At 63.9% G+C, this 20929-nt stretch carries 19 protein-coding genes, 1 pseudogene and 1 riboswitch; of the genes and pseudogenes, 18 read left to right on the forward strand and 2 right to left on the reverse strand.

Annotated elements, in window-relative coordinates:
* Positions 1–60: 60 nt before the first annotated feature.
* The gene (gene tolQ, locus AC1DS3_RS30125) at positions 61–744 is read right to left on the reverse strand and encodes a protein TolQ (protein ID WP_043348531.1); all 684 of its coding nucleotides are present in this window, start codon (positions 742–744) and stop codon (positions 61–63) included.
* Positions 741–1145: a tol-pal system-associated acyl-CoA thioesterase gene (ybgC, locus tag AC1DS3_RS30130; RefSeq protein WP_253928679.1), complete on the reverse strand. Its 405-nt coding sequence runs from the start codon at positions 1143–1145 to the stop codon at positions 741–743. Before ybgC ends, tolQ begins: the two co-directional genes overlap by 4 nt.
* A gap of 163 nt (positions 1146–1308) precedes the next feature.
* Positions 1309–1411: riboswitch (ZMP/ZTP riboswitch) on the forward strand.
* Positions 1412–1533: 122 nt separating this feature from the next.
* On the opposite strand from ybgC, the gene glyA reads away from it, so the two are divergent.
* From glyA to AC1DS3_RS30220, 18 genes and pseudogenes are all read left to right on the forward strand, one after another.
* Positions 1534–2781: a serine hydroxymethyltransferase gene (gene glyA / locus AC1DS3_RS30135; RefSeq protein ID WP_441634310.1), complete on the forward strand. Its 1248-nt coding sequence runs from the start codon at positions 1534–1536 to the stop codon at positions 2779–2781.
* Between the two features lie 146 nt (positions 2782–2927).
* Positions 2928–3395, forward strand: a complete 468-nt coding sequence (gene nrdR, locus AC1DS3_RS30140) for a transcriptional regulator NrdR (protein WP_006162931.1) — start codon at positions 2928–2930, stop codon at positions 3393–3395.
* Positions 3396–3533: 138 nt separating this feature from the next.
* The gene (pilV, locus tag AC1DS3_RS30145; RefSeq protein WP_477128553.1) at positions 3534–4172 is read left to right on the forward strand and encodes a type IV pilus modification protein PilV; all 639 of its coding nucleotides are present in this window, start codon (positions 3534–3536) and stop codon (positions 4170–4172) included.
* The gene (locus tag AC1DS3_RS30150; RefSeq protein ID WP_477128554.1) at positions 4169–5113 is read left to right on the forward strand and encodes a PilW family protein; all 945 of its coding nucleotides are present in this window, start codon (positions 4169–4171) and stop codon (positions 5111–5113) included. The genes pilV and AC1DS3_RS30150 overlap by 4 nt, the downstream gene beginning before the upstream one ends.
* Positions 5104–5727, forward strand: a complete 624-nt coding sequence (locus AC1DS3_RS30155; protein WP_477128555.1) for a pilus assembly PilX family protein — start codon at positions 5104–5106, stop codon at positions 5725–5727. The genes AC1DS3_RS30150 and AC1DS3_RS30155 overlap by 10 nt, the downstream gene beginning before the upstream one ends.
* A gap of 30 nt (positions 5728–5757) precedes the next feature.
* A pseudogene (locus AC1DS3_RS30160) lies at positions 5758–9503 on the forward strand (pilus assembly protein).
* Positions 9504–9521: 18 nt separating this feature from the next.
* Entirely contained in the window at positions 9522–9968 is a 447-nt protein-coding gene (locus AC1DS3_RS30165) for a type IV pilin protein (protein ID WP_477128556.1), read from the forward strand.
* A 6-nt stretch (positions 9969–9974) separates the two neighbouring features.
* On the forward strand, positions 9975–10538 hold the full coding sequence (locus tag AC1DS3_RS30170) for a GspH/FimT family pseudopilin (RefSeq protein WP_477128557.1): 564 nt from the start codon (positions 9975–9977) through the stop codon (positions 10536–10538).
* 599 nt (positions 10539–11137) lie between these two features.
* A complete protein-coding gene (locus AC1DS3_RS30175; RefSeq protein ID WP_477128558.1) occupies positions 11138–12394 on the forward strand; it encodes a PilW family protein in 1257 nt (418 codons plus the stop codon).
* Entirely contained in the window at positions 12391–13923 is a 1533-nt protein-coding gene (locus AC1DS3_RS30180) for a pilus assembly protein (RefSeq protein ID WP_477128559.1), read from the forward strand. The genes AC1DS3_RS30175 and AC1DS3_RS30180 overlap by 4 nt, the downstream gene beginning before the upstream one ends.
* A 65-nt stretch (positions 13924–13988) precedes the next feature.
* A complete protein-coding gene (locus AC1DS3_RS30185; RefSeq protein WP_441634289.1) occupies positions 13989–14438 on the forward strand; it encodes a type IV pilin protein in 450 nt (149 codons plus the stop codon).
* A gap of 94 nt (positions 14439–14532) precedes the next feature.
* Positions 14533–15030, forward strand: a complete 498-nt coding sequence (locus AC1DS3_RS30190; RefSeq protein ID WP_477128560.1) for a GspH/FimT family protein — start codon at positions 14533–14535, stop codon at positions 15028–15030.
* A 60-nt stretch (positions 15031–15090) separates the two neighbouring features.
* On the forward strand, positions 15091–16209 hold the full coding sequence (gene ribD, locus AC1DS3_RS30195; protein ID WP_441634521.1) for a bifunctional diaminohydroxyphosphoribosylaminopyrimidine deaminase/5-amino-6-(5-phosphoribosylamino)uracil reductase RibD: 1119 nt from the start codon (positions 15091–15093) through the stop codon (positions 16207–16209).
* 84 nt (positions 16210–16293) lie between these two features.
* The gene (locus AC1DS3_RS30200; RefSeq protein ID WP_441634285.1) at positions 16294–16923 is read left to right on the forward strand and encodes a riboflavin synthase; all 630 of its coding nucleotides are present in this window, start codon (positions 16294–16296) and stop codon (positions 16921–16923) included.
* 258 nt (positions 16924–17181) lie between these two features.
* Positions 17182–18294: a bifunctional 3,4-dihydroxy-2-butanone-4-phosphate synthase/GTP cyclohydrolase II gene (gene ribBA / locus AC1DS3_RS30205; RefSeq protein WP_267604009.1), complete on the forward strand. Its 1113-nt coding sequence runs from the start codon at positions 17182–17184 to the stop codon at positions 18292–18294.
* Between the two features lie 66 nt (positions 18295–18360).
* Entirely contained in the window at positions 18361–18864 is a 504-nt protein-coding gene (gene ribH, locus AC1DS3_RS30210) for a 6,7-dimethyl-8-ribityllumazine synthase (RefSeq protein ID WP_477128561.1), read from the forward strand.
* Complete coding sequence (nusB, locus tag AC1DS3_RS30215; protein ID WP_477128562.1) at positions 18857–19378, forward strand: transcription antitermination factor NusB; 522 nt, start codon at positions 18857–18859, stop codon at positions 19376–19378. Before ribH ends, nusB begins: the two co-directional genes overlap by 8 nt.
* A 173-nt stretch (positions 19379–19551) precedes the next feature.
* Positions 19552–20733, forward strand: a complete 1182-nt coding sequence (locus tag AC1DS3_RS30220) for a pyridoxal phosphate-dependent aminotransferase (RefSeq protein WP_441634281.1) — start codon at positions 19552–19554, stop codon at positions 20731–20733.
* Positions 20734–20929: the final 196 nt, after the last annotated feature.

A 20929-nucleotide genomic window follows, 5' to 3' on the forward strand; every position in this document is an offset into this window, starting at 1 on the left:
GCGCTGTATCGCTGCCATTGCTGGTTCTCCTTGACCGAAGACGTTGGTGGTTTCGGCGCTTTAGCGGGTCTGCCGTTGCAGGATGTTCAGGAACTCTTCCATGAAGCTCTCGAAGCGGATGGCCAGGCGATCTACTTCGGTGGCGTAGCGGTTGTAGGCAATGACCGCCGGAATCGCCGCGAACAGGCCGATGGCGGTGGCAACCAGCGCCTCCGCGATGCCGGGCGCCACGGCGGCAAGCGTTGCCTGTTGCACGTTGGACAAGCCACGGAAGGCGTTCATGATCCCCCATACGGTGCCGAACAAGCCGATGTACGGACTKACCGAACCTACCGACGCCAGGAATGGAAGATGCGATTCCATCACATCCATCTCGCGCTGGTAGGCCGCGCGCATCGCACGCCGCGCGGCATCGAGCAGCGCGCCGGCGTCATTGTTGCGCTCGCGCGCCTTCAGGTACTCGCCCATGCCGGATTCAAAGATCCGTTCCAGCGCGCCGGTGTTGTGACGATTGTTGGCTGCGCTCTGATATAGGGCCTGCAGGTCGCCGCCGGCCCAGAAGTCGCGCTCGAACCCCTCGGTCTGGGTCCGCGCGGCGCGCAGGGAGAAATGCTTGCGGAAGATATATGTCCACGAGAACAGGGACATCACCAGCAGCAGGGCCATGACGGCCTGTGCCAGCACACTGGCGTGCAGCACCAGCGAAATGATCGACAGGTCTTGCGTGACGGTCACGGGATTCATCGAGCGGTCTTGATGGTTGCAAGGACGGGAGCGGGAATGGGAGTCGGGCGAAATGTGCTACGATCAACACACCCAACCCGGATGGCGCCAGTAGCCAGCAATTGCTCACCACGCCACGCTTCTTGGGCGAATTGGACCGACGCCGGGCCAACCCGTTCAATCTGTGTCCGGATCTCAAGCAAGTCGTCCAGACGGGCGGGGGCATTGTAGTCCACCGCCGTGCTTCTGACGATGAAGACGACGCCGGTCTCATCGGCCAGCGCTTGCTGTTCGATGCCAAGCGAGCGCAGCCACTCGGTACGGGCGCGCTCGAAGAACTTGAGGTAATTGGCGTAGAACACTACGCCGCCCGCGTCGGTGTCTTCCCAGTACACCCGCAAGGCCCACACATTGTTGCTCATGGCCGCGATTGTAACGGCAGCCGGCCCGACCCGGTGTAAACCCTTGCCTGACATTACAACAATTACATGGCCTGACAGACAAGGCATTGACTTTCGGTCTCAGGCCCCCCACAGCACCGTCTTGCAGCGAGCCAGCGCCTCGCGTTAAACTGCCGCCAACCATTCCATCTTGCGCGACTGGCGAAGTCAGTGGGTACTACCACGAGGAAGCGCAAAGTTCTCTGGCGCGATGTTTCAAGCGCCTGCCGCTCGCCTGGGCAGCGAATGGGAAGCAGGGTGCGCCCTGCGCCGGATAGCTAACGCGACCGGCGCCGGTCGCCTGTGCCTTCCCCGCGCGCCCTACCCCGAAGCCATTCGGAATTCCCCTTTTTTCAGACGAGTTTTCGCCATGTTCGAACGCAGCCGCTATACGATCGACCAGATCGACCCCGAGCTTTTTGCCGCCATCCAGAAGGAAGACCAGCGCCAGGAAGAGCACATCGAGCTGATCGCCTCGGAAAACTACACCTCGCCGGCCGTGATGGCTGCGCAAGGCTCGCAACTGACCAACAAGTACGCCGAAGGCTATCCCGGCAAGCGCTACTACGGTGGCTGCGAGTACGTCGACGTCGTGGAGCAACTGGCCATCGACCGCGTCAAGCAACTGTTCGGCGCCGAAGCCGCCAACGTGCAGCCCAACTCCGGCTCGCAGGCCAACCAGGGCGTGTTCTTCGCCGCCCTGAAGCCGGGTGACACCATCATGGGCATGAGCCTGGCCGAAGGCGGCCACCTGACCCACGGCATGGCGCTCAACATGAGCGGCAAATGGTTCAACGTGGTCAGCTACGGCCTGGACGCCAACGAAGACATCGACTACGACGCGCTGGAAAAGCTGGCGCAGGAAAAGAAGCCCAAGCTGATCATCGCCGGCGCCTCGGCCTTCGCCCTGCGCATCGACTTCGAACGCATCTCCAAAGTAGCCAAGTCCATCGGCGCCCTGTTCATGGTCGACATGGCCCACTACGCCGGCCTGATCGCCGCCGGCGTGTACCCCAACCCGGTGCCGCACGCCGACTTTGTCACCACCACCACCCACAAGAGCCTGCGCGGCCCGCGCGGTGGCGTGATCCTGATGAAGGCCGAGCACGAGAAGGCCATCAACTCGGCCATCTTCCCCGGCATCCAGGGCGGCCCCCTGATGCACGTGATCGCCGGCAAGGCAGTGGCGTTCAAGGAAGCCCTGTCGCCCGAGTTCAAGACCTACCAGCAGCAAGTGGTCAAGAACGCCCGCGTGCTGGCCGAAACGCTGATCGAGCGCGGCCTGCGCATCGTCTCCGGCCGCACCGAAAGCCACGTCATGCTGGTCGACCTGCGCGCCATGCAGATCACGGGCAAGGAAGCCGAAAAGGTCCTGGGCGAGGCACACATCACCGTCAACAAGAACGCCATCCCCAACGACCCGGAAAAGCCGTTCGTCACCTCGGGCATCCGCCTGGGCTCGCCGGCCATGACCACCCGCGGCTTCAAGGAAGAAGAAGCCCGCCTGGTGGCCAACCTCGTCGCCGACGTGCTGGAAAACCCGCACGACCTGGCCAACATCGCGCGCGTGCGCGAGCAAGTGGCAGCCCTGACCAAGCGTTTCCCGGTCTACGGCTAAAGCCCAGCGCCACCCGCCACGCGCGGGTGGCCRGCAGCCCCGCCGCGCCTGCGGCGGGCCTTGCCAACCCAGCCCGGCGCGACACAGAATGACAAAACGCTGCCTGCGCGGCACGCGCCCCGGCTCAAACTTCGAGGTGGTCAGGCATGAAATGCCCTTTTTGCGCCCATTCCAACACCCAGGTCCTGGACACGCGCATGTCGGAAGAAGGCGATACGGTGCGCCGCCGCCGCCGCTGTGAATCCTGCGACCGCCGCTTCACCACCTATGAGCGGATCGAGCTGTTCTTCCCCGCCATCGTCAAGAAAAACGGCTCCCGCGCGGACTATACCCGCGACAAGCTGAAAGACTCGATGCGCCTCGCGCTGCGCAAGCGCCCGGTCTCGGCTGAAGCCATCGACGCCTCCATCACCCGCATCGAAGAGAAACTGCTCGCCCTCGGCGAGAAGGAAATCCCCAGCAGCCAGGTCGGGGAACTGGTCATGCGCGAGCTGCGCCGGTTGGACAAAATTGCTTATATCCGCTTTGCTTCGGTGTATCGGAGCTTTGAGGACGTGTCGGAATTCCGCGACATGCTGGACGAATTTTCGGCGTCCACCCCACGGAAGCAGTAGAAAAAGTAACGAGGACGTTGTTTAATTCTCCCCAAACTGTGTCCTAGGTGGCAACTCTTATATCTATACTCCCACCTGGTTTGCAGAAAAAAATAGAACGAAGCCAAAAGAACGTAGTCTTTTCGGACAAGGGTCAAGATGGGTCAGTCAAGCTGTCGGGGGACGGCCGGCTTCACCATGCTCGAAGCATTGGTGGCAATCGTCGTGCTCGCCATCGGCGTGCTCGGCGTGGCAAATCTTCTTATCAAATCATTTCGATTCTCCCAACAAGCGTCCTATGACACGCTGGCACTGCAGCTCGCCAGCGATATGGCAGACCGCATGCGGGCTAACAGCGCCCAAATGCTCGCCAGTAACAGCAGCTACTTCTTCGACACGAGCATCGGCGCACCGGCGGTGCCGACGGGCGCCAATTTCTTTACCACCCCATGCACGTCCGGCAGCCCGGTTTGCGCAGCCAACATGGTCACGTTCGATTTGGCCGAATGGACGCGACGCGTCCAGACGGCCCTGCCAGGCGGGCGTGCGGTAATCTGCCGGGACTCCAGCATCTATTCCACCTCCGCAGGCTACACCTGGGCGTGCAACGCCACGGCCGGCGGCACGGGCCAAGCCAACGATAGCCCGATCGTCATCAAGATGGGCTGGGTATCTCGATTCGCCGACAAGCCGGGGGTAGATGTCGCGACCGGTACAACCATGCCAGACACGCAAGCCGCCGACGGCTCGGCAACGCCACAAATTGTTATTGTGGCCAACCCGGGAGTTAGCAATTGAAAACGCTGATGGCCGGCTCCGGACAACCATCCCGTCGTCGCCAGCGAAGCCCAGGCTTCTCCATGGTCGAGATGATGGTTGCGCTGACGCTTGGCATGCTGGTGCTGGTTGCATCCACTTCCTTTTACCTACTGACCCGCAGCACCTATAGCGGCATCAATGACAGCGCCAACCTCGAGGAGCGCGGTCAGTTCGCGATCGGCGTCGTTTCACGAATGTTGCGTCAGATTGCCTACACGCCTCCGGCCAGCGATGGTGGCTCAATGCAGATCAGCTCGCAGATGCTGATGGGACTGGACAGCTGTTCAACTCCCTCGGACAACGAGACGCTGGGTTGCGATGCTGGCGCCACCGTCAATGGCAGCGACGTTTTGCTGACTCGATTCTTCGGCGTCGGGACGGCGGCTGACCCGACCGTGAGCGATGGGTCCATGGTGGATTGCTCCGGACAAGCCGTCGCCGCGCCGTCCAACATCGATAGTGCGGCAAGTCAGCGCGGACTCTCCATTCTCTATGTGCAGAACGGCGCCGATGGCCTGCCCTATCTGATGTGCAAATACCGGCGGCGCGCATCCGGCAAGGAGACGTCTACCTTTGTCGCGCAGCAACTTGTCCCGGGCGTAGAGAACTTGCAGGTGCTCTACGGCATATCCACAGATGACGATGAAGTGGCCGACAAGTTCGTTCCCGCCAGCCAAGTCGGCGCAGCCGAGTGGGCACGCATCTATGCGCTGAAAGTAGCTTTGGTCGTGCGCAGCGACAATGCAAGCGCAGACAGTTCCGGGCAGCCCGCGATCCAGCTCTTCGGTTCCATGTACAACGGCGCCGACGGCACGTTCACGCCGACTCAAGACCCACAATCCGCGCGCCGCCTGTTCACGGCGACGGTACAAGTGCGCAACTACCTGAGTTGCATGCAGGGAGACCCTTCGTGCCTCTGACCCATCCAGCAGTGAAATATCCAGCCAGCGGCTTTGCCCTGATCACCGCGCTGATCATGCTGCTCGTCATATCCGTGCTGGCACTGGGTGGCGCGAGACTGGCGCTGGACTCAAAACGCACGACCCGCAATCAACGCGATTTCGAGATTGCGTTCCAGGCAGCTGAGGCCGCCTTGCGCGATGCCGAAATGGACATCCAGAACACAACCGGCCCCAAGAGCCGCTCGGCAATTTTCCAGCCGACAGCGGCGACGGGCTTCACGGTCGAAGGTGGATGCAATATCGGGACAACGGTGGCCGCTCCCTACCAGGGCCTGTGCAATACATTGGCAAATATCAACGCACAGATATGGAACACCGTTAGCTGGAGCGCTTCTGCCACCAACCCGCAGACGGTGGCCTACGGCACCTTTACGGGCCGGACATTCCCGACMGGGACGGGCCTGACTCCAAGCCAGAAGCCTCGCTACATCATCGAGTTGCTTCCCGACCAATCCATTGGCGGCGCCGTTGACAACACGCGCTATATGTATCGGGTGACAGCGGTTGGATTTGGCCCCAATAACGCCACCCAGGCAATGGTTCAGTCGCTGTACCGCAAGACCGACAACTAGAACAGCCAGCATCGAATCGGGAACGAATTCATGAATACACTCCGACGCCTGTTGCCTCTGTGCGCGATGCTATGGGTTAMCGCGCTTTGGGCGGCAAGCACGCCAAGCGTGCCGACCGTGACGATTGCGCAGACCCCGCTATTCGGGCAATCGCAGAACATTCACCCAAACCTGATGATGACGCTCTCGGTAGAGTTCCCGACTACGGGTACTGCCTGATGGCGATGACCGGCGGCGACCGTGTGGTGGACACCACTACCCAGACGGTCTTGCAGCGTGCCGTGCTCAGATCGGATTTTTTCCGCAGCAACAGTTACTTCCCGGTCAAGAGCGTCACGGCCGTCAGCAGCATCAGCAGCGCGCCGAGTGCGGTAACGCCATTCTCATACAGCACGATTTATATTGCTTCGTGTGGTAACCACATCTTCTTCTCCGATGCGGACGATAGCAGCGGCAACTGCGGGAGCCCGGGGAAATATGCCGACGTTTTCAAGAACAGCAAGCTGACGGAACGACGTAGCTTCCGTGTCCAGATTCAGGTTTGCGATAGCGGCGAGGCAACTACGCGCACCGACCTCTGCTACAACTATGGCAGCAACTACAAGCCCGTCGGCCAGATGCAAAGAAATGCCGATCGCGTGCGCTTTGCGGCTTTCGGCTATCTAAACGACGGCACCAACGACACCAGCAAGACACCGAACGAGCGCTATGGTGGGGTGCTGCGGGCCCCGATGAAGTATGTCGGCACTACTGCGGTTGACTCCAACCTGAGAACGATCGCAAATACCGCAAAGGAATGGGATCCGGCAACGGGCGTGTTCTATCGGAACCCGCTCAACCGCACAGAAGGAATCAGCGGGGTTATCAACTATCTCAATCAGTTTGGCCGCACGAGCACGCAACTCAGTGGCAAGACAATGGGCGACCTTGGCGGACCAACAGATAACCCACTCGGCAACTACAAGACGTATGACCCGATCAGCGAACTGTTCTACGAGAGCATCCGCTACCTCCAGTTTCACAAGGACGGCCCCACCCCACAAGCTATCAGCGGCCTTCCGAATACGACCTATGCAGACAACTTCCCCGTCTATACGACCTGGGATGCCGACCCGATGCTCAACAGTTGCCAGCGCAACTACGTCGTGACGATTGGCGACATCAATACCCACGAGGATCACTACATTCCAGGCAACGTCGACACCTCGCACGGCGACCCTGCCCGGGCAGTGGACAGCTATAGTGGATTCGATGTGCGAGCGTGGACCAATAAGGTCGGAGCACTAGAAGCCAACACGCCGGCGGCAGGCAATGCCAACCCCCTGCCCTCCTCCTTCACGAATCTGGGCGACATCCTGCATCCGACCTCGAACTGGTCAACCTACTATATTGCGGGGGTCGCCTACTGGGCGCACACCTCGGCGTTTCGCCCCGACATGCCCTCTGCGCGCGTCACGACGTTTGGCATCGACGTCAATGAAGCCGGGAACGGAACGGTCGGCGCCACTCAGCGTCAGAGCCAGATCTTTCTCGCAGCAAAGTACGGCGGATTCAAGGACGACAAGATCGACGGCGGCAACGCGGACGGAAATCCCTTCAAGGCAGCGGGCCAGGGCGGCACGACCGTTACCAACAATACGGAGTGGGAAGCTGCGCCCACGGGATCAAACGTCCCATCGAACTGGTTCCTCGCAAGCCAGCCGCAGGCCATGATCGATGCCATCAAGAAGATCTTCGTGCAGATCACGAGTTCCGCAGGCACGCTCTCCGGCATCGCGCTCACTAGCAACCGCATCGTACAGAATGGCTTTGTCTACACGCCCGGATTCGACCAGAGATGGAACGGCCAGTTGAGCGCCTATGCTATCTCCAAAAGCGCCGATGGCACGGCCGTAACGATCGCGCAGTCCAGAACGTGGGAGGCAGGGAACCGGCTCGCCAGCAAGAGCCCGAGTACGCGCTCCATTTTCACCCTCAACTCAACCAGCGGCGCGGGAGTTCCCTTTCAGTTCACAGGGAGCACCATCTCGTCTGCCCAGCAGGCGCTGCTCAATCTCAATCCTGACTCTGGCTTGAATGATGGCAACGGCCAAATCCGCCTCAACTATCTTCGTGGCGACAGGACACAGGAAAGCAATGGGCAAGGCGGTGGTGGTCCGTTCAGAGCCCGCACGACGGTATTCGGTGACRTCATCGGCTCAGGGCCGGTCTTTGTGGGTGACCCTGCCGCAACCCGTACAGATAGCGGCTACAGCAGCTTCCTGACCACTTACAGCGGCCGCACGCCGTTGGTTTATGTCGGAGCCAACGACGGCATGCTGCACGGCTTCAATGCGAATACCGGCGACGAAGTCTTTGCTTACGTGCCCAATGCCGTATTCAGCGCGCTGGCGCAGCTGACATCGCCGAGCTATTCGCACCGCCCTTACGTGGATGCAACCCCCCTGGTCACAGAAGCACAAGTCAACGGCGTCTGGAAATCCGTACTCACCGGCGGGTTCGGTGGCGGCGCGCAAGGCATCTACGCACTGGACGTGACCGATCCGGATGGCGGCAAGAGCGGAACGGCCTTTAGCGGCGCCAACGTCCTTTGGGAGTTCACAGACAAGGATGACGCTGACATGGGCAATGTCATGGGCCCTCCGATCGTCGCCAAGCTGCAGACCGGTACGGATACCAGCGGCAACCCCGTCTATAAATGGTTTGTTGTGGTCGGCAATGGCTTGAACTCCAATCAAACTGACGGTTATTCGAACACCAATGCCCCAGCTGCCTTGTTCTTGCTTTCACTGGACAAGACAGCTGGTACCGCGTGGACCCTGAACAGCAATTACTTCAAGATAGCCACGCCCGCGGCAGTGCCGCCTTACGTTACAGCGAATGGTTTGAGCACGCCAGCTTCCGTTGGCACCCCCAATGGCCGTGTCACAAGCTTCTACGCCGGGGATCTGCAGGGCAATTTGTGGAAGTTCAATGTGGCCGGCACTCCAAGCACGTGGAATGGCAACGCAACCGCCGGTGCCCTCCCGGCCTTCGGCGGAGCACCTGGTAAGCCGATGTTTGTCGCCWCTGATTCGCAGGGGCGGCGACAGCCGATCACGGTTCAGCCGCAGGTAGTCTACGCGCCCGGCGGGTACATGGTGCTGTTCGGCACCGGCAAATATTACGAATTGTCGGACACGTCCTCCACCGTTAGCCAGACCAACTCGTTCTATGGCATTTACGACGGCGGCGGCACCAACTACGTCCCTGACCGCAGCAAGCTCAATGCAGTAACGATGCAGGCATCTGCCGACGGAAAGTCTTACACCTTCAACTCTTCATCGTACGCCCCGGGCTATGCCGCGCCTCGCAAACCTGGCTGGGTTCTGGACTTCCTGGACTCGACGGAGAGGCAAGTCACTTCTGTGGTTGCTCAGGACGGGATCGTGTACTTCAACTCCCTCTACACAGGCACGGATTCATGCGGCACCAGCGGTGGCAGCAGGAGCTACGCGCTGGGCGCCCTGACCGGCATGCCGGGCAACGGGGTATCAGGCTATTTGTCCAGCATTGGTCTGCTCGGCGCGCCATCGGTGATCGTCATTAACGTCACGAACGCGAATCGCAGCGCGGTCGGCGGCATCGTCGAAACGAAGACCACACAGGTCATCTCATTTGGCGCATCCGGCACTGCATCTGTCGGAGCCAATGGCCAGAGCGGAAATTCGACCAATTCAAACATACGCAAGGCTCGTGCCGGATGGCGCGAGATTCGAAATTTCACGCTGAACTAGGATCGAAAGGGATTCTCTATGCAACGCGCCAATAAGATATCCCAGCGCGGCTTCACATTGATTGAAGCCGTGATCACGGTGAGTATCATTTCCATTCTTTCCGCGATTGCCTACCCGAACTATTCGAGTTACATCACGAAGGGCAGGCGTGCTGAAGCCAAGGCCGCCCTGCTTGAAGACATGCAACTCTTTGAGCGGCATTTTTCGCAGGTAAACAGCTACTACGGCGCGGGTACGACCACGCTCTGGACTGGCTACAAGACCTGGTCCGGAGATTCTCCCACTACCGGCAGCTACCAGATCCTTGCGGCCCAATGTGGCGCATCGAATGGACAGTGCGTGGAACTGCAAGCCAGCCCGATCAAGCCGGACTCAACATGCGGCACACTGGTCTATCGCAGTACCGGCGAGAAGTACAACATGCTTACCAGCGGCGTGTATGCTACGAGCGCAGGCTGCTGGTAAGCAGAAATGCAAAAGCTCCGGATCCAGCCCCCCCGTGCGAGCGGATTCACGCTCGTCGAGTTGGTGATCACGATGACGATTGCCGCTATTCTGCTTGCCATGGCAACGCCCAGCATGAGCGACTTTCTGCGGCGGCAGCGCCTCGTTTCGGCTGCCGATAGCTTCGCCTCGGCCATTGCACAGGCACGCTCCGGCGCAGCCGCAACCAACAGCTATGTCACAGTCGCTCCCATCGGCGCAGCGTGGAGCAATGGCTGGCAGGTATTCTCCGAACACAGCACGCCTGATGGTGCCTTCACGACGAGTGACACGTTGATATCGCAATACGATCCGATCCCCAGCGATATCACCGTCACCTTCAATACCAACCCCAATGCAACGGGCTATGTCGCCTTTTCACCGGTAGGTTATTCGATTACGGCGGCGACAAGATCTCAACTCACGGCGACCGCAACTTTCACGCTGGGAACGCTGCAGCGCGTGGTGGAGATCAATGCGCTCGGCAGATCAAGAGTCTGTGACCCGTCACGGGATACGACTTGCACAGCGAGCGCGCTGGCACCTCCCTGATCCATCTGGTGCGTCAACCGGATGAATCGGGTTGATGCCGCCCCACGTACTGCCGCTGCAGGCGCTCACAATTAACAAGCCGCCTCACAACCTCTACAGTCTGGAACATTTTCCGGAGCGCATGCTGGCTACTCTTGGGCACAACGCCTTCCAAGGGAGCCCTTCATGCGAGTGCGAGCAAGACCGCGTATCCGTCAAGCTGCTTTTCCGCCGTTGTGTCGCGGCGACTGCGRCTTCATCCTCATCGAATCCCTCACCGCCCTCGCCGTGCTCGGCGTCGGGCTGCTCCCGCTTGCTGCGCTGGCGCCGTTYGCTCTAAGCGCGCTGCGCGGCTATGAGGCCCTCGGCCAAGCTACACGTGCAGCCGCGGAACTAGCGGAGTTGGAGGATCCGGACCTTGCGCTGTCGCCCCTTCAGGCCCGCGGCATTGGCCCGAATGACCTCCAGCTGTGCCAGTCGCTTGCTTCGGCGGAGGATGGCGGGTGCTCGCCGGGATCAAGACTGGCGGTCGTCGGGCCGCTGTCCTTGGCTTCGTCGAGACCTGCCGGCGGCGTGCGGGGCGCGGCCGCGCTGCGCGTCGTTGCCCTCTGGATCCGGCCATGAGGGCTCGTCGCGCACAAGGATTTTCGTTGATCGAACTGATGGTTGGCCTGGCTCTCGGCCTGCTGGTCAGCGCGCTGGCTGTGTCGGCGTTCCATGCCGTCCAGGTCGCTTACCGCACCGCCGTCGATCTCGTGCTGCTGGAAGAACGCGGCCAGCGGGCGCTTGCGATCCTCACCCACCTGGTCCGGCATAGCGGTTGGCAGCCGGTCGGCGCGGCCTTGCCGGCCAACGCGCCACCGGCGCTGTCAGGGCGCGACGATTGCGGCCAGCCGGGCATTGCCGCGCTGCCCACCTGCCCTCGCCGTGGCGTCAATGGGAGCGATGCACTGCTGGTGCGATTCAGCGGCAGCGGGCGCGCGCAGGATCCGACGTTGCCGGACCAGACCATGATCGATTGCAGCGGGTATGCGTTGCCGGCGGTAAGCGTTGGCGGATCGGCTGGTGACGCAGCCCGCGCTTATGCGGGAGAGAGCTTGCTCTATATCGCCACCGGCGCGGATGGCGAGCCGCAGCTGTTGTGCCGCTATGCCAGCCGGCGCGACGGGCGGGTGCTGGGGGGAAGGTGGACTTCGGGCGCCCTGGTGCGTGGCGTGGAGGCCATGCAGTTGAGATACGGCATCGATACCGATGGCGATGGCAAGGCCGACGCGTTCCTGCGCGCCGAGGAACTGCGCGCCAGGGGCGACGCGGTCTGGCGCGAGGTATTAGTGGTGCAGGTGGCACTGGTGCCCCTGGCTGGCCTTCAATTCCTGCTCGCCAGCAGGCAAGTGACCACTTACCTGCTCGAACAGGAGATCGCCTTTCGCGCGGCGGAAACGGCGTTGCTCGACGCGGAAGCGGAGTTGATGGCGGCGCTCAGCAACGGCGCGTCCGGCGTGGATAGCCGCCTTGCTGCGTGGCCGCCGCCGGGCCAATGCGGCGCCGGCGCGCAGCGGGGACTCTGCCGGCCCGCCCCAGGCATGCCGCCGCCATGGCTAAATTGGCTCGATTCGCGCCGGTCGGATGAGACCGCCGGCATCGCGATGGGCACCTTCAGCGGCGTTACCCTGCCGGTCTTGCCACCCGGAGCCGCTGGGGCGGGCGCCATGCCGCGGTACGTTGCCGAGTTGATGCACGAGCGTCCTCCAGGCGAATGGCTGGGATCCGACTACGCGCCAGGCACGGGGCAACGGCTGCGTTTTCGCATTACTGCGCTAGGGTTGGGGCGCGACCCGGCGGTACGCAGCTTGCTGCAGAGCGAGTTCCAGCCATGACCCACTCCGCCCGGTACCACAACTCGCTGATTGCGCTCGCCGCCGCGCTGCTGTTTGCTGGCACGGCACAAGGCGCGGGGAGCACGCCGCCTGTCCTGGTACCGCCCCCCAAGTGGATACCTGGCTGGCCGGGCCACGCGGAATTCGTCGGTCAGCACAGCTCGCGCGCTGTGCTGGCCTGGCTGGGCATGCGCGATGGCAGCCTGCGCGCGTTCAATGCGACATCCGGCGACGAAGTACTCGCTTACCAGCCGCGCCCAATGCGAAAACAGGGCGCCACGCCCTGCCCCCACCCCGAGGCTGCCGACGTCTCGCTCGAACCCGGCCGCTGGCGCACCGTGCTGCTGTGTGGCCTTCCGGCGAACGCGGCTGATCCACAGGCAAGCGTTTTCGCCMTCGACATCACGAATGCAACGGCGCAGCCACCAGTAGCGCCGATCTGGGAGGCCAGGGCTTCCCACACGCTGCCGCTGGCCCCGTCGGGCCCCGTCCGTGCATTGGCTCTCTCCACGCATKAAGGCCCGCGCTGGTACGCCATGGTGACGCTGGGCGCCTCGCACGGTCGCCAAGCCCACCGAGGCGGGCCGCATCGCGATCCGCCCGGGCAGCAAGCCGGCATCGCCATGCTGCCCCTGGACAAACCCACGCACGCGCCGTGGCAAGGACGCCACGCGATACGGCGGCTGCTCCTGCCGACCGGCGGTTGCGGGAGCGCCGGACCCAACCCCGCACTGCTTGCCGCGAGCATCCTGCCAGATATTTCCGGCGTGGCCCTGGCGGCGTATGCGGTGGACGCCGCCGGCGGGCTCTGGCGTTTCGATTTGCGTGGCGCGATGCCATGGCACGATAGCGGCCGGCGCGTCGACTGCATTTACCGGATGGACAACCCAGCGCCATCGTCGCGCGCGATCGTGCCCCCTGCCCTGATCAGCGCCGCCGGCGGCCACCTGGTGGTGTACGGAAACGGCACCCATGTCAGCGCGGTGTTCGACAGCACTGCCCTCGCGGACACAGGCAGCCCAAGTCGCGGCGGCGCGCGCATTGTGGCCCTGCCCCAAGGAGGCGGCGTGGTGCTGCGCCGGCAGGCTCACACGCCGGATATGCAAGGCCGACCAGCATCCACCGCGGGCTGGCACTTGCCTCTTCCCAATCCCGGCGAGCATCTGGAACGGCTTCTCCCGGCCGCCCCGGGCTACCTCGGCTTTGTCACCCGGACGCCCGACGCGCGCCAGCGCGCGTACCTGATCCACGCGCTGAGCGGCGAATCCACTGTCAGCGCGCAGGCTGGCGGGCCTCTCACTCACGTAGCAACCGGGTTCGGCGCCAGCGCCAAGGCGACCGTCGTTCTCGAACGCGTGGCACTACCGCCAACACTTGCGCCGCTACCGGGCGTCACGTCGCATGAGGACGTGACCCTCACGCTCTGGTCCCTGGAGCAAGGAAGCGCCGTGCTACTCAACCGCACCGTCGCCAGCCGCCGCACCGGCCGCCTCAGCTGGCGCGAGCTGATCCGCTCCGGGTCGCCGTGAGACTCGGATGCGCCTTCCAGACCCATCCACCGCCAACCGCGCCACCGCATCCCGGAGACCCATGCATGACACCCCGCCATCGCCCAACCGGCTTCACCCTGCTCGAGTTGCTGATCACGCTGACCGTCTCCGCCATCCTGATGGCAATGGTGATGCCTGCCTGGCACCAGCATATGGAACGCGGCAGGCGCGCCGAGGCGCGCAGCGCACTGATTGGCTTGATGCTGGACCTGGAGCGCCACGCGCTCGCCAGCACGAGCTTCGCCGCCCAGCCTGGCGGCGCGACGGTGGCCGGCAAGTGGCCGCAGTCGGTGCCCGCCCAAGCGGCGCACCCGCGTCATTGGATCAATGCCAGTGCCTGCCCGGGCAGCGGGCTGGCGCATTGCGTGGAGCTGCGCGCCGTGCCGCAGACGCCGGACGCGTCATGCGGCACGCTGATACTGCGCAGCACCGGCGAGTGGCTTGCCCAGCCCGCTTTTGCCGCGGAGCCGGTGCCGCTGCCCCAGGCGTGCTGAGGCGGCCGTGCGTCGGATCTGGCACTGGCATTGGCATCGGAATTGGCACCGGCATTCGCGTCGCGGCGCAACGCTTGCCGAACTGCTGACCTGCGTGGCTGTGCTCGCCATCCTGGCGGCGCTGGCTTTCCCGTCCTGGCAGCGCTTGCAGGCGCGCCAGCAGGTGATGCTGGCGGCAGACCGCCTGGCCGGCTCGCTGGCGGTGGCGCGCTCGGCCGCCATAGCCCGGCGATCCGACGCGGTACTGACGCCCTTGCCGGGTGCCTCGTCGCTGGACCACGGCTGGCGGCTGGCACTGGAGCCAGGAGACGAGCCGGACCAGGACAACGCCGGCTTGCTCGCTGTCGTCGAACTGCGCGACGCCTGCCTGCGCATCGTCCTGCGCTCGACCGCGCAAGGCAGCAATACGCTGCGCATGACAGCTGTGGGATACTCTCGCTCAGAGCAAGGCGGGTTTCTCGCCGCCACCTTCACCGTGACCTGCCGGGGCGAACAGCGGCAGCTAAGGCTCGGTGCCCACGGCCGCGTCCGCTTGTGCACGCCGGGGCAGGATGCCGATTGCGACGGCCTCGCACAGTCCGAGCCGCCCTGATACCTGATGACTGTAACCCTATCCAACTCACCGCCCGCGCGGCAGGAAGCACCAGGCCACATGTTCTCCGATACCGACCACGCAGCCATGGCACAGGCTCTCGCGCTCGCCGAGCGTGGCATGTACACCACCACGCCCAACCCGCGCGTTGGCTGCGTTTTGTCCAAGGACGGCAAGATCATCGGCCAGGGCTTCACCCAACCCGCCGGGCAGGATCACGCCGAGATCCAGGCGCTCAAGGATGCCGCGGCGCGCGGGAACGATCCCAAGGGTGCCACGGCCTTTGTCACGCTCGAGCCCTGCAGCCATTTTGGCCGGACGCCGCCCTGCGCGGACGCGCTGGTACGCGCCGGCATCGCGCGCGTGGTGGCCGCCATGGAGGACCCGAACCCGACGGTTTCGGGCCGTGGCTTGCAGCGGCTGCGCGAAGCCGGCGTGGACGTACGCTGCGGCCTGCTCGAAAAAGAAGCTCGCGAACTCAACATCGGCTTTGTCAACCGGATGACGCGCGGCCTGCCCTGGGTGCGTGTCAAGGTGGCCGCCTCGCTCGACGGCGGCACCGCGCTGCACGACGGCAGCAGCCAGTGGATTACCGGCCAGGCGGCACGCGACGACGGCCACGCCTGGCGTGCGCGCGCCAGCGCTATCCTGACCGGCATCGGCACCGTGCGCGACGACAACCCGCAGCTCAATGTGCGTGCCGTGGACACGCCGCGCCAGCCTCAGCGCGTGGTGGTGGACTCCCGGCTGGAGATTCCCCTGGACGCGCGCCTGCTGACGCCGGACACCGGTGACTTTGCCAAGCCCGTGCTGGTGTTCTGCGCCTTTGACGATACAGCGCGCCGGCGCGCCCTGGAAGCCCGCGGCGCGGAAGTGGTCGTGCTGCCCAATCCGCACGGCAAGGTGGAATTGCGCCACATGCTGGAAGAACTCGGCCGGCGCGGCATCAACGAGCTGCACGTGGAAGCCGGCTTCAAGCTCAACGGATCGCTGATCCGCGAGCACTGCGCAGACGAGTTGCTGATCTACCTCGCGCCCAAGCTGCTGGGCGACGCGCAAGGCATGTTCCAGTTGCCGCCCCTGGCGCGGCTGCAGGACGCCGCGACCTTCCGCTGGCACGACGTACGCATGATCGGCGAAGACCTGCGCCTGATCGCGCGCCGCGCCGATCACGTCTGATCGCCTGACGGCAGGCCGCACGCAAAACGAATCCGCTGCGCACCTGCTAGCATGCGTGTTTTCCCATTGCATCAAGCATCGATCATGTTCACTGGCATTGTCGCGGCCGTCGGCCGCATCGAAACCGTATCCCCGCTGGGCAGCGGCGAAGCCGCAGCCGATGCCGGTGTGCGCCTGCGCATCCGTGCCAACGGGCTGGACCTGTCAGATGTCATCCTTGGCGACAGCATCGCCATCCAGGGTGCCTGCATGACGGTCATCGCGCTGGACGGCGACGCCTTCGACGTCGATGTCTCCCGCGAATCGCTCGACAAGACCGCTGGCCTGGACAAGCCCGGCCGGGTCAACCTGGAGAAGGCGCTGACCCTGGCCGACCGCCTCGGCGGCCACCTGGTCTCGGGCCATGTCGACGGGCTTGGCGAAGTCACCCACTTCGCGCCGGTGGGCGAGTCGCATGAACTGCGCGTGCGCGCCCCGCGCGAACTGGGGCGCTACCTGGCCTACAAGGGGTCGGTGGTGGTCAACGGTGTGTCGCTGACGGTCAACAAGGTCATCGACGACGAAGACGGCTGCACGTTCTCGATCAACCTGATCCCCCACACGATCGAGGTCACCACGCTGCAGGACCTGAAGCCCGGCGCGCGCGTAAACCTGGAGATCGACCTGATCGCGCGGTACGTGGAACGCATGTTGAGCGCGCCAAAGCCCGCCTGACACACGGCTTTTTGGCACCCGGGCGGCCTGCCAGGGCCACCCGTCTTTCCGCCCCCGCCACCGCACGGAGGGCCATCTGCATTGGCCCTGCTGGTGCCGCGCGCCCTGCGGCGCCTGGTTGACGTACAATATTGGGCCAGACCGCTGCCGCGGCCAGCCGGTATACCGCTGAAGCGGCAGCCGGCCAGCAAGCCATCCCGCCCGAAATTCAGCCAGAATTCCAGCCCAAACCTCAGCCAGCTTCCCAGCCTGCAAGCTATGACAATCGCCCGTACAGAAGAAATCATTGCCGAAATCCGTGCCGGCCGCATGGTCATCCTGGTTGACGAGGAAGACCGCGAGAACGAGGGTGACCTGGTCCTGGCCGCCGATTTCGTCACACCAGAGGCGATCAACTTCATGGCCAAGTACGGCCGGGGCCTCATCTGCCTGACGTTGACCGCCGAACGCTGCCGCCAGCTCGAGCTGCAACCCATGGTGAGCCGCAATGGCACGGTGCATGGCACCAATTTCACGGTGTCGATCGAGGCAGCCGAAGGCGTCACGACCGGCATCTCGGCGGCCGACCGTGCCCGTACCGTGCAAGCCGCGGTGGCCAAGGATGCCCGTGCCGCCGACCTGGTCCAGCCCGGCCATATCTTCCCGTTGACGGCCCAGCCCGGTGGCGTGCTGATCCGCGCCGGCCATACCGAAGCCGGGTGCGACCTGGGCGCGCTGGCCGGCCTGACGCCGGCCGCGGTGATCTGCGAGATCATGAAGGACGACGGCACCATGGCGCGCCTGCCGGACCTGATCGAGTTCGCACAAGAGCATCACATCAAGATCGGCACCATTGCCGACCTGATCCACTACCGCAGCCGCACCGAGAGCATCATCGAGCGCGCTGGCGAGCGCACCATGCAAACGCCATATGGCACGTTCCACAGCATCATCTATCGTGACAAGCCGAGCGGCCGCGCCCACCTGGCGCTGGTCAAGGGCAACCCCCAGGCTGATCGCGAAACGCTGGTGCGCGTGCACGAGCCGCTTTCCACGCTGGACCTGCTGGAAGTGTCGCGTACCACGCACTCCTGGAGCGTGCCGGCCGCGCTCGAGGCGATTGCGCAGTCCGAGCATGGCGTGATGGTGCTGCTGAACTGCGGCGACACGGCCGAACAGCTGTTCACGCAGTTCTCGGCGCTCGACGCGCCGCAAAACCGCCCGCGCGTGAAGCCGGACCTGCGCACCTACGGCACCGGCGCCCAGATCCTCAAGGATCTCGGCGTGGGCAAGATGCGCGTGCTGGCATCCCCGCTGAAAATGCCGAGCATGACCGGCTATGACCTTGAAGTGACTGGCTACCAGCCCATGAGCGGCGGCCAGGCTAACTGAACTACCGGATACACGGCGGCCGCGAGCCTATCGCGGGCCGCCACCCCGAACCCAGGAGAAGATAAGATGGATCACGGTTTCTACCCCAGCAACCTCGAAGGTGAAGGCCTGCGCATCGGCATCGTGCAAGCGCGCTTCAACGAGCCGGTTTGCGCCGAACTGCTCGAAGCCTGCGTTGCCGAACTGGAAAAGCTGGGCATCGAAGGCGAGGACACCCTGGTGGTGACCGTGCCGGGTGCGCTCGAAGTGCCGCTGGCATTGCAAAAGATGGCTGAAAGCGGCCAGTTCGATGCGCTGGTCGCGCTGGGCGCGGTCGTGCGCGGCGAGACCTATCACTTCGAGCTGGTGTCGAATGAATCGGGCGCCGGCATCAGCCGCGTCGGCCTGGACTTCAATGTGCCCATCGCCAACGGCATCCTGACCGTCGACACCGACGCCCAGGCCCATGCCCGTACCCGTGAGAAGGGCCGCGACTGCGCCCGCGCCGCGGTGGAAATGGCCAACCTGGTTTCCGCGCTGGATTCGCTGCGCAGMCAGGAAGCGGATGAAGACGAGGACGACGATGAGTGATGCGCCCGAGAACAGCAACCCCGCCGGCAAGCCGGCGGACGACGCCGGCGCGAAGCCCGTCGCCAAGGCCGAGCCTAAGGCAGCGCCCAAGAGTGCGCGCCGCCGCTCGCGCGAACTCGCGCTGCAGGGCCTGTACCAGTGGCTGCTGAACCGCAACGATACCGATGCGATCCAGGCCCACCTGCACGACGCCCAAGGCTTCAACAAGGCTGACCGCGAGCACTTCGATGCACTGCTCAATGGCGCGATCCGTGAAGAAACCCGGCTGACGGGCGCGTTCGAGCCGTTCCTGGACCGCCCGGTCAGCGAGTTGTCGCCGGTCGAGCGCGCGGCCCTGCTGATCGGCAGCTACGAGCTGATCCACTGCGTGGACATCCCGTACAAGGTTGTCATCAACGAAGYCGTGGAACTGACCAAGACCTTCGGCGGCGTCGAAGGCTACAAGTACGTCAATGGCGTGCTGGACAAGCTGGCCGCCAAGGTGCGCGCGCCGGAACTGGCCGCCCGACGCTGAACAACGGCAACCGGCGCCGTTCACGGTGCCATGCTTGCCGTACCGACACCCGCTCCGGCGGGTGTTTTTACTTCTACCGCGGCCAACACCCGCCTAACTGCAGCTTAACCGCGGCTTAACTGCAGCCCAACCCCGATCAACCCGCCTATCAGGCCCACCAAGCCTATCCCACCATGGATCTGCAGCGCCTCGCCACTGCCTCCCGTCTTGCCAATATCGATGCCTTCCACGTGATGGAGCTGGCCAAACAGGCCGCCGAACTCGAGCGTGCCGGGCGCCACATCATCCACATGGGGATCGGCGAGCCCGATTTCACCGCCGCCGAGCCCGTGGTGCGGGCCGCCGAGGCCGCGATGCGCCGCGGCGTCACCCAGTACACCGGCGCGCTGGGCATTGCGCCGCTGCGCGAGGCCATCGCCGGCTATTACAAGACCATGTACGGGATCGACATCCCTGCGCGCCGCGTGGTGGTGACCGCCGGCGCCTCGGCTGCGTTGCTGCTGGCCTGCGCGGTGCTGGTGGAGATTGGCGCGGAGGTGCTGATGCCTGACCCCAGCTACCCCTGCAACCGGCATTTTGTTGCCGCCTTCGACGGCCGGGCGAAGATGATCCCGAGCGGCCCCGCCCAGCGCTTCCAGCTCACGGCTGAGCAGGTGGAGACACATTGGGGCGAACACACCCGCGGCGTGCTGCTGGCGTCGCCCTCCAACCCCACCGGCACCTCGATCCTGCCGGACGAACTGGCGCGCATCCTGAAGGCCGTGCGSGCCCGCCAGGGCTTTGCCATCGTCGATGAGATCTATCAGGGGCTGTCGTACGATGCACCGCCGGTATCGGCGCTGAGCCTGGACGACGACGTCATCACCGTCAACAGCTTCTCCAAGTACTTCAATATGACTGGCTGGCGCCTGGGCTGGCTGGTGGTCCCGGATGAACTGGTAGGCGCCTTCGAGAAAGTGGCGCAGAACCTGTTCATCTGCGCGTCAGCCGTCGCCCAGCACGCCGCGCTGGCCTGCTTCTCCCCCGAGGCGCTGGCGATCTAYGACGCGCGCAAGGCGGAGTTCCACCGCCGCCGCGATGCCATCGTGCCGGCGCTGGAGTCGCTGGGCTTGCGGGTGCCGGTCAAGCCGGATGGCGCCTTCTATGTGTATGCGGACTGCCGTGGCGTCAACCACCCGTCCGCCGGAGATGCCGACGCCCTGACCCAGGCCATGCTGCACGATGCCGGCGTGGTGCTGGTGCCGGGCCAGGACTTCGGCCCATACACGGCGAGCGACTACATACGGATCTCCTACGCAACCTCGATGGAAAACATCGAGGAGGCCATGGCGCGCCTGGGCAAGTTCTTCGCCTGAACGCCAGCCAGAGCCGTCACGGCAACGAAAAAAGCACCCCGAAGGGTTAATGCCGTTCAGTTAAGAGCTGAACGGCATTTTTGTATGTAGCGTCAGAGGAAGTTGTAAACGCTGCGCCGAAGTGTTAACTTTCGGGTGCGATGCTTTCCAGTCACCTGACCTTCCTGCTCGAAGCGCAACAGCCGGCCGACTTGAG

Source organism: Cupriavidus sp. 01L46, from assembly GCF_056399905.1.

Bases quoted from the DNA above. Each gene is read 5' to 3' on its own strand.
- AC1DS3_RS30175 (WP_477128558.1), top strand. From the start codon at position 11,138: ATGAGGGCTCGTCGCGCACAAGGATTTTCGTTGATCGAACTGATGGTT.
- nrdR (WP_006162931.1), top strand. From the start codon at position 2,928: ATGAAATGCCCTTTTTGCGCCCATTCCAACACCCAGGTCCTGGACACG.
- glyA (WP_441634310.1), top strand. From the start codon at position 1,534: ATGTTCGAACGCAGCCGCTATACGATCGACCAGATCGACCCCGAGCTT.
- AC1DS3_RS30185 (WP_441634289.1), top strand. From the start codon at position 13,989: ATGACACCCCGCCATCGCCCAACCGGCTTCACCCTGCTCGAGTTGCTG.
- ribD (WP_441634521.1), top strand. From the start codon at position 15,091: ATGTTCTCCGATACCGACCACGCAGCCATGGCACAGGCTCTCGCGCTC.
- AC1DS3_RS30165 (WP_477128556.1), top strand. From the start codon at position 9,522: ATGCAACGCGCCAATAAGATATCCCAGCGCGGCTTCACATTGATTGAA.
- AC1DS3_RS30200 (WP_441634285.1), top strand. From the start codon at position 16,294: ATGTTCACTGGCATTGTCGCGGCCGTCGGCCGCATCGAAACCGTATCC.
- pilV (WP_477128553.1), top strand. From the start codon at position 3,534: ATGGGTCAGTCAAGCTGTCGGGGGACGGCCGGCTTCACCATGCTCGAA.
- AC1DS3_RS30170 (WP_477128557.1), top strand. From the start codon at position 9,975: ATGCAAAAGCTCCGGATCCAGCCCCCCCGTGCGAGCGGATTCACGCTC.
- ybgC (WP_253928679.1), bottom strand. From the start codon at position 1,145: ATGAGCAACAATGTGTGGGCCTTGCGGGTGTACTGGGAAGACACCGAC.
- ribBA (WP_267604009.1), top strand. From the start codon at position 17,182: ATGACAATCGCCCGTACAGAAGAAATCATTGCCGAAATCCGTGCCGGC.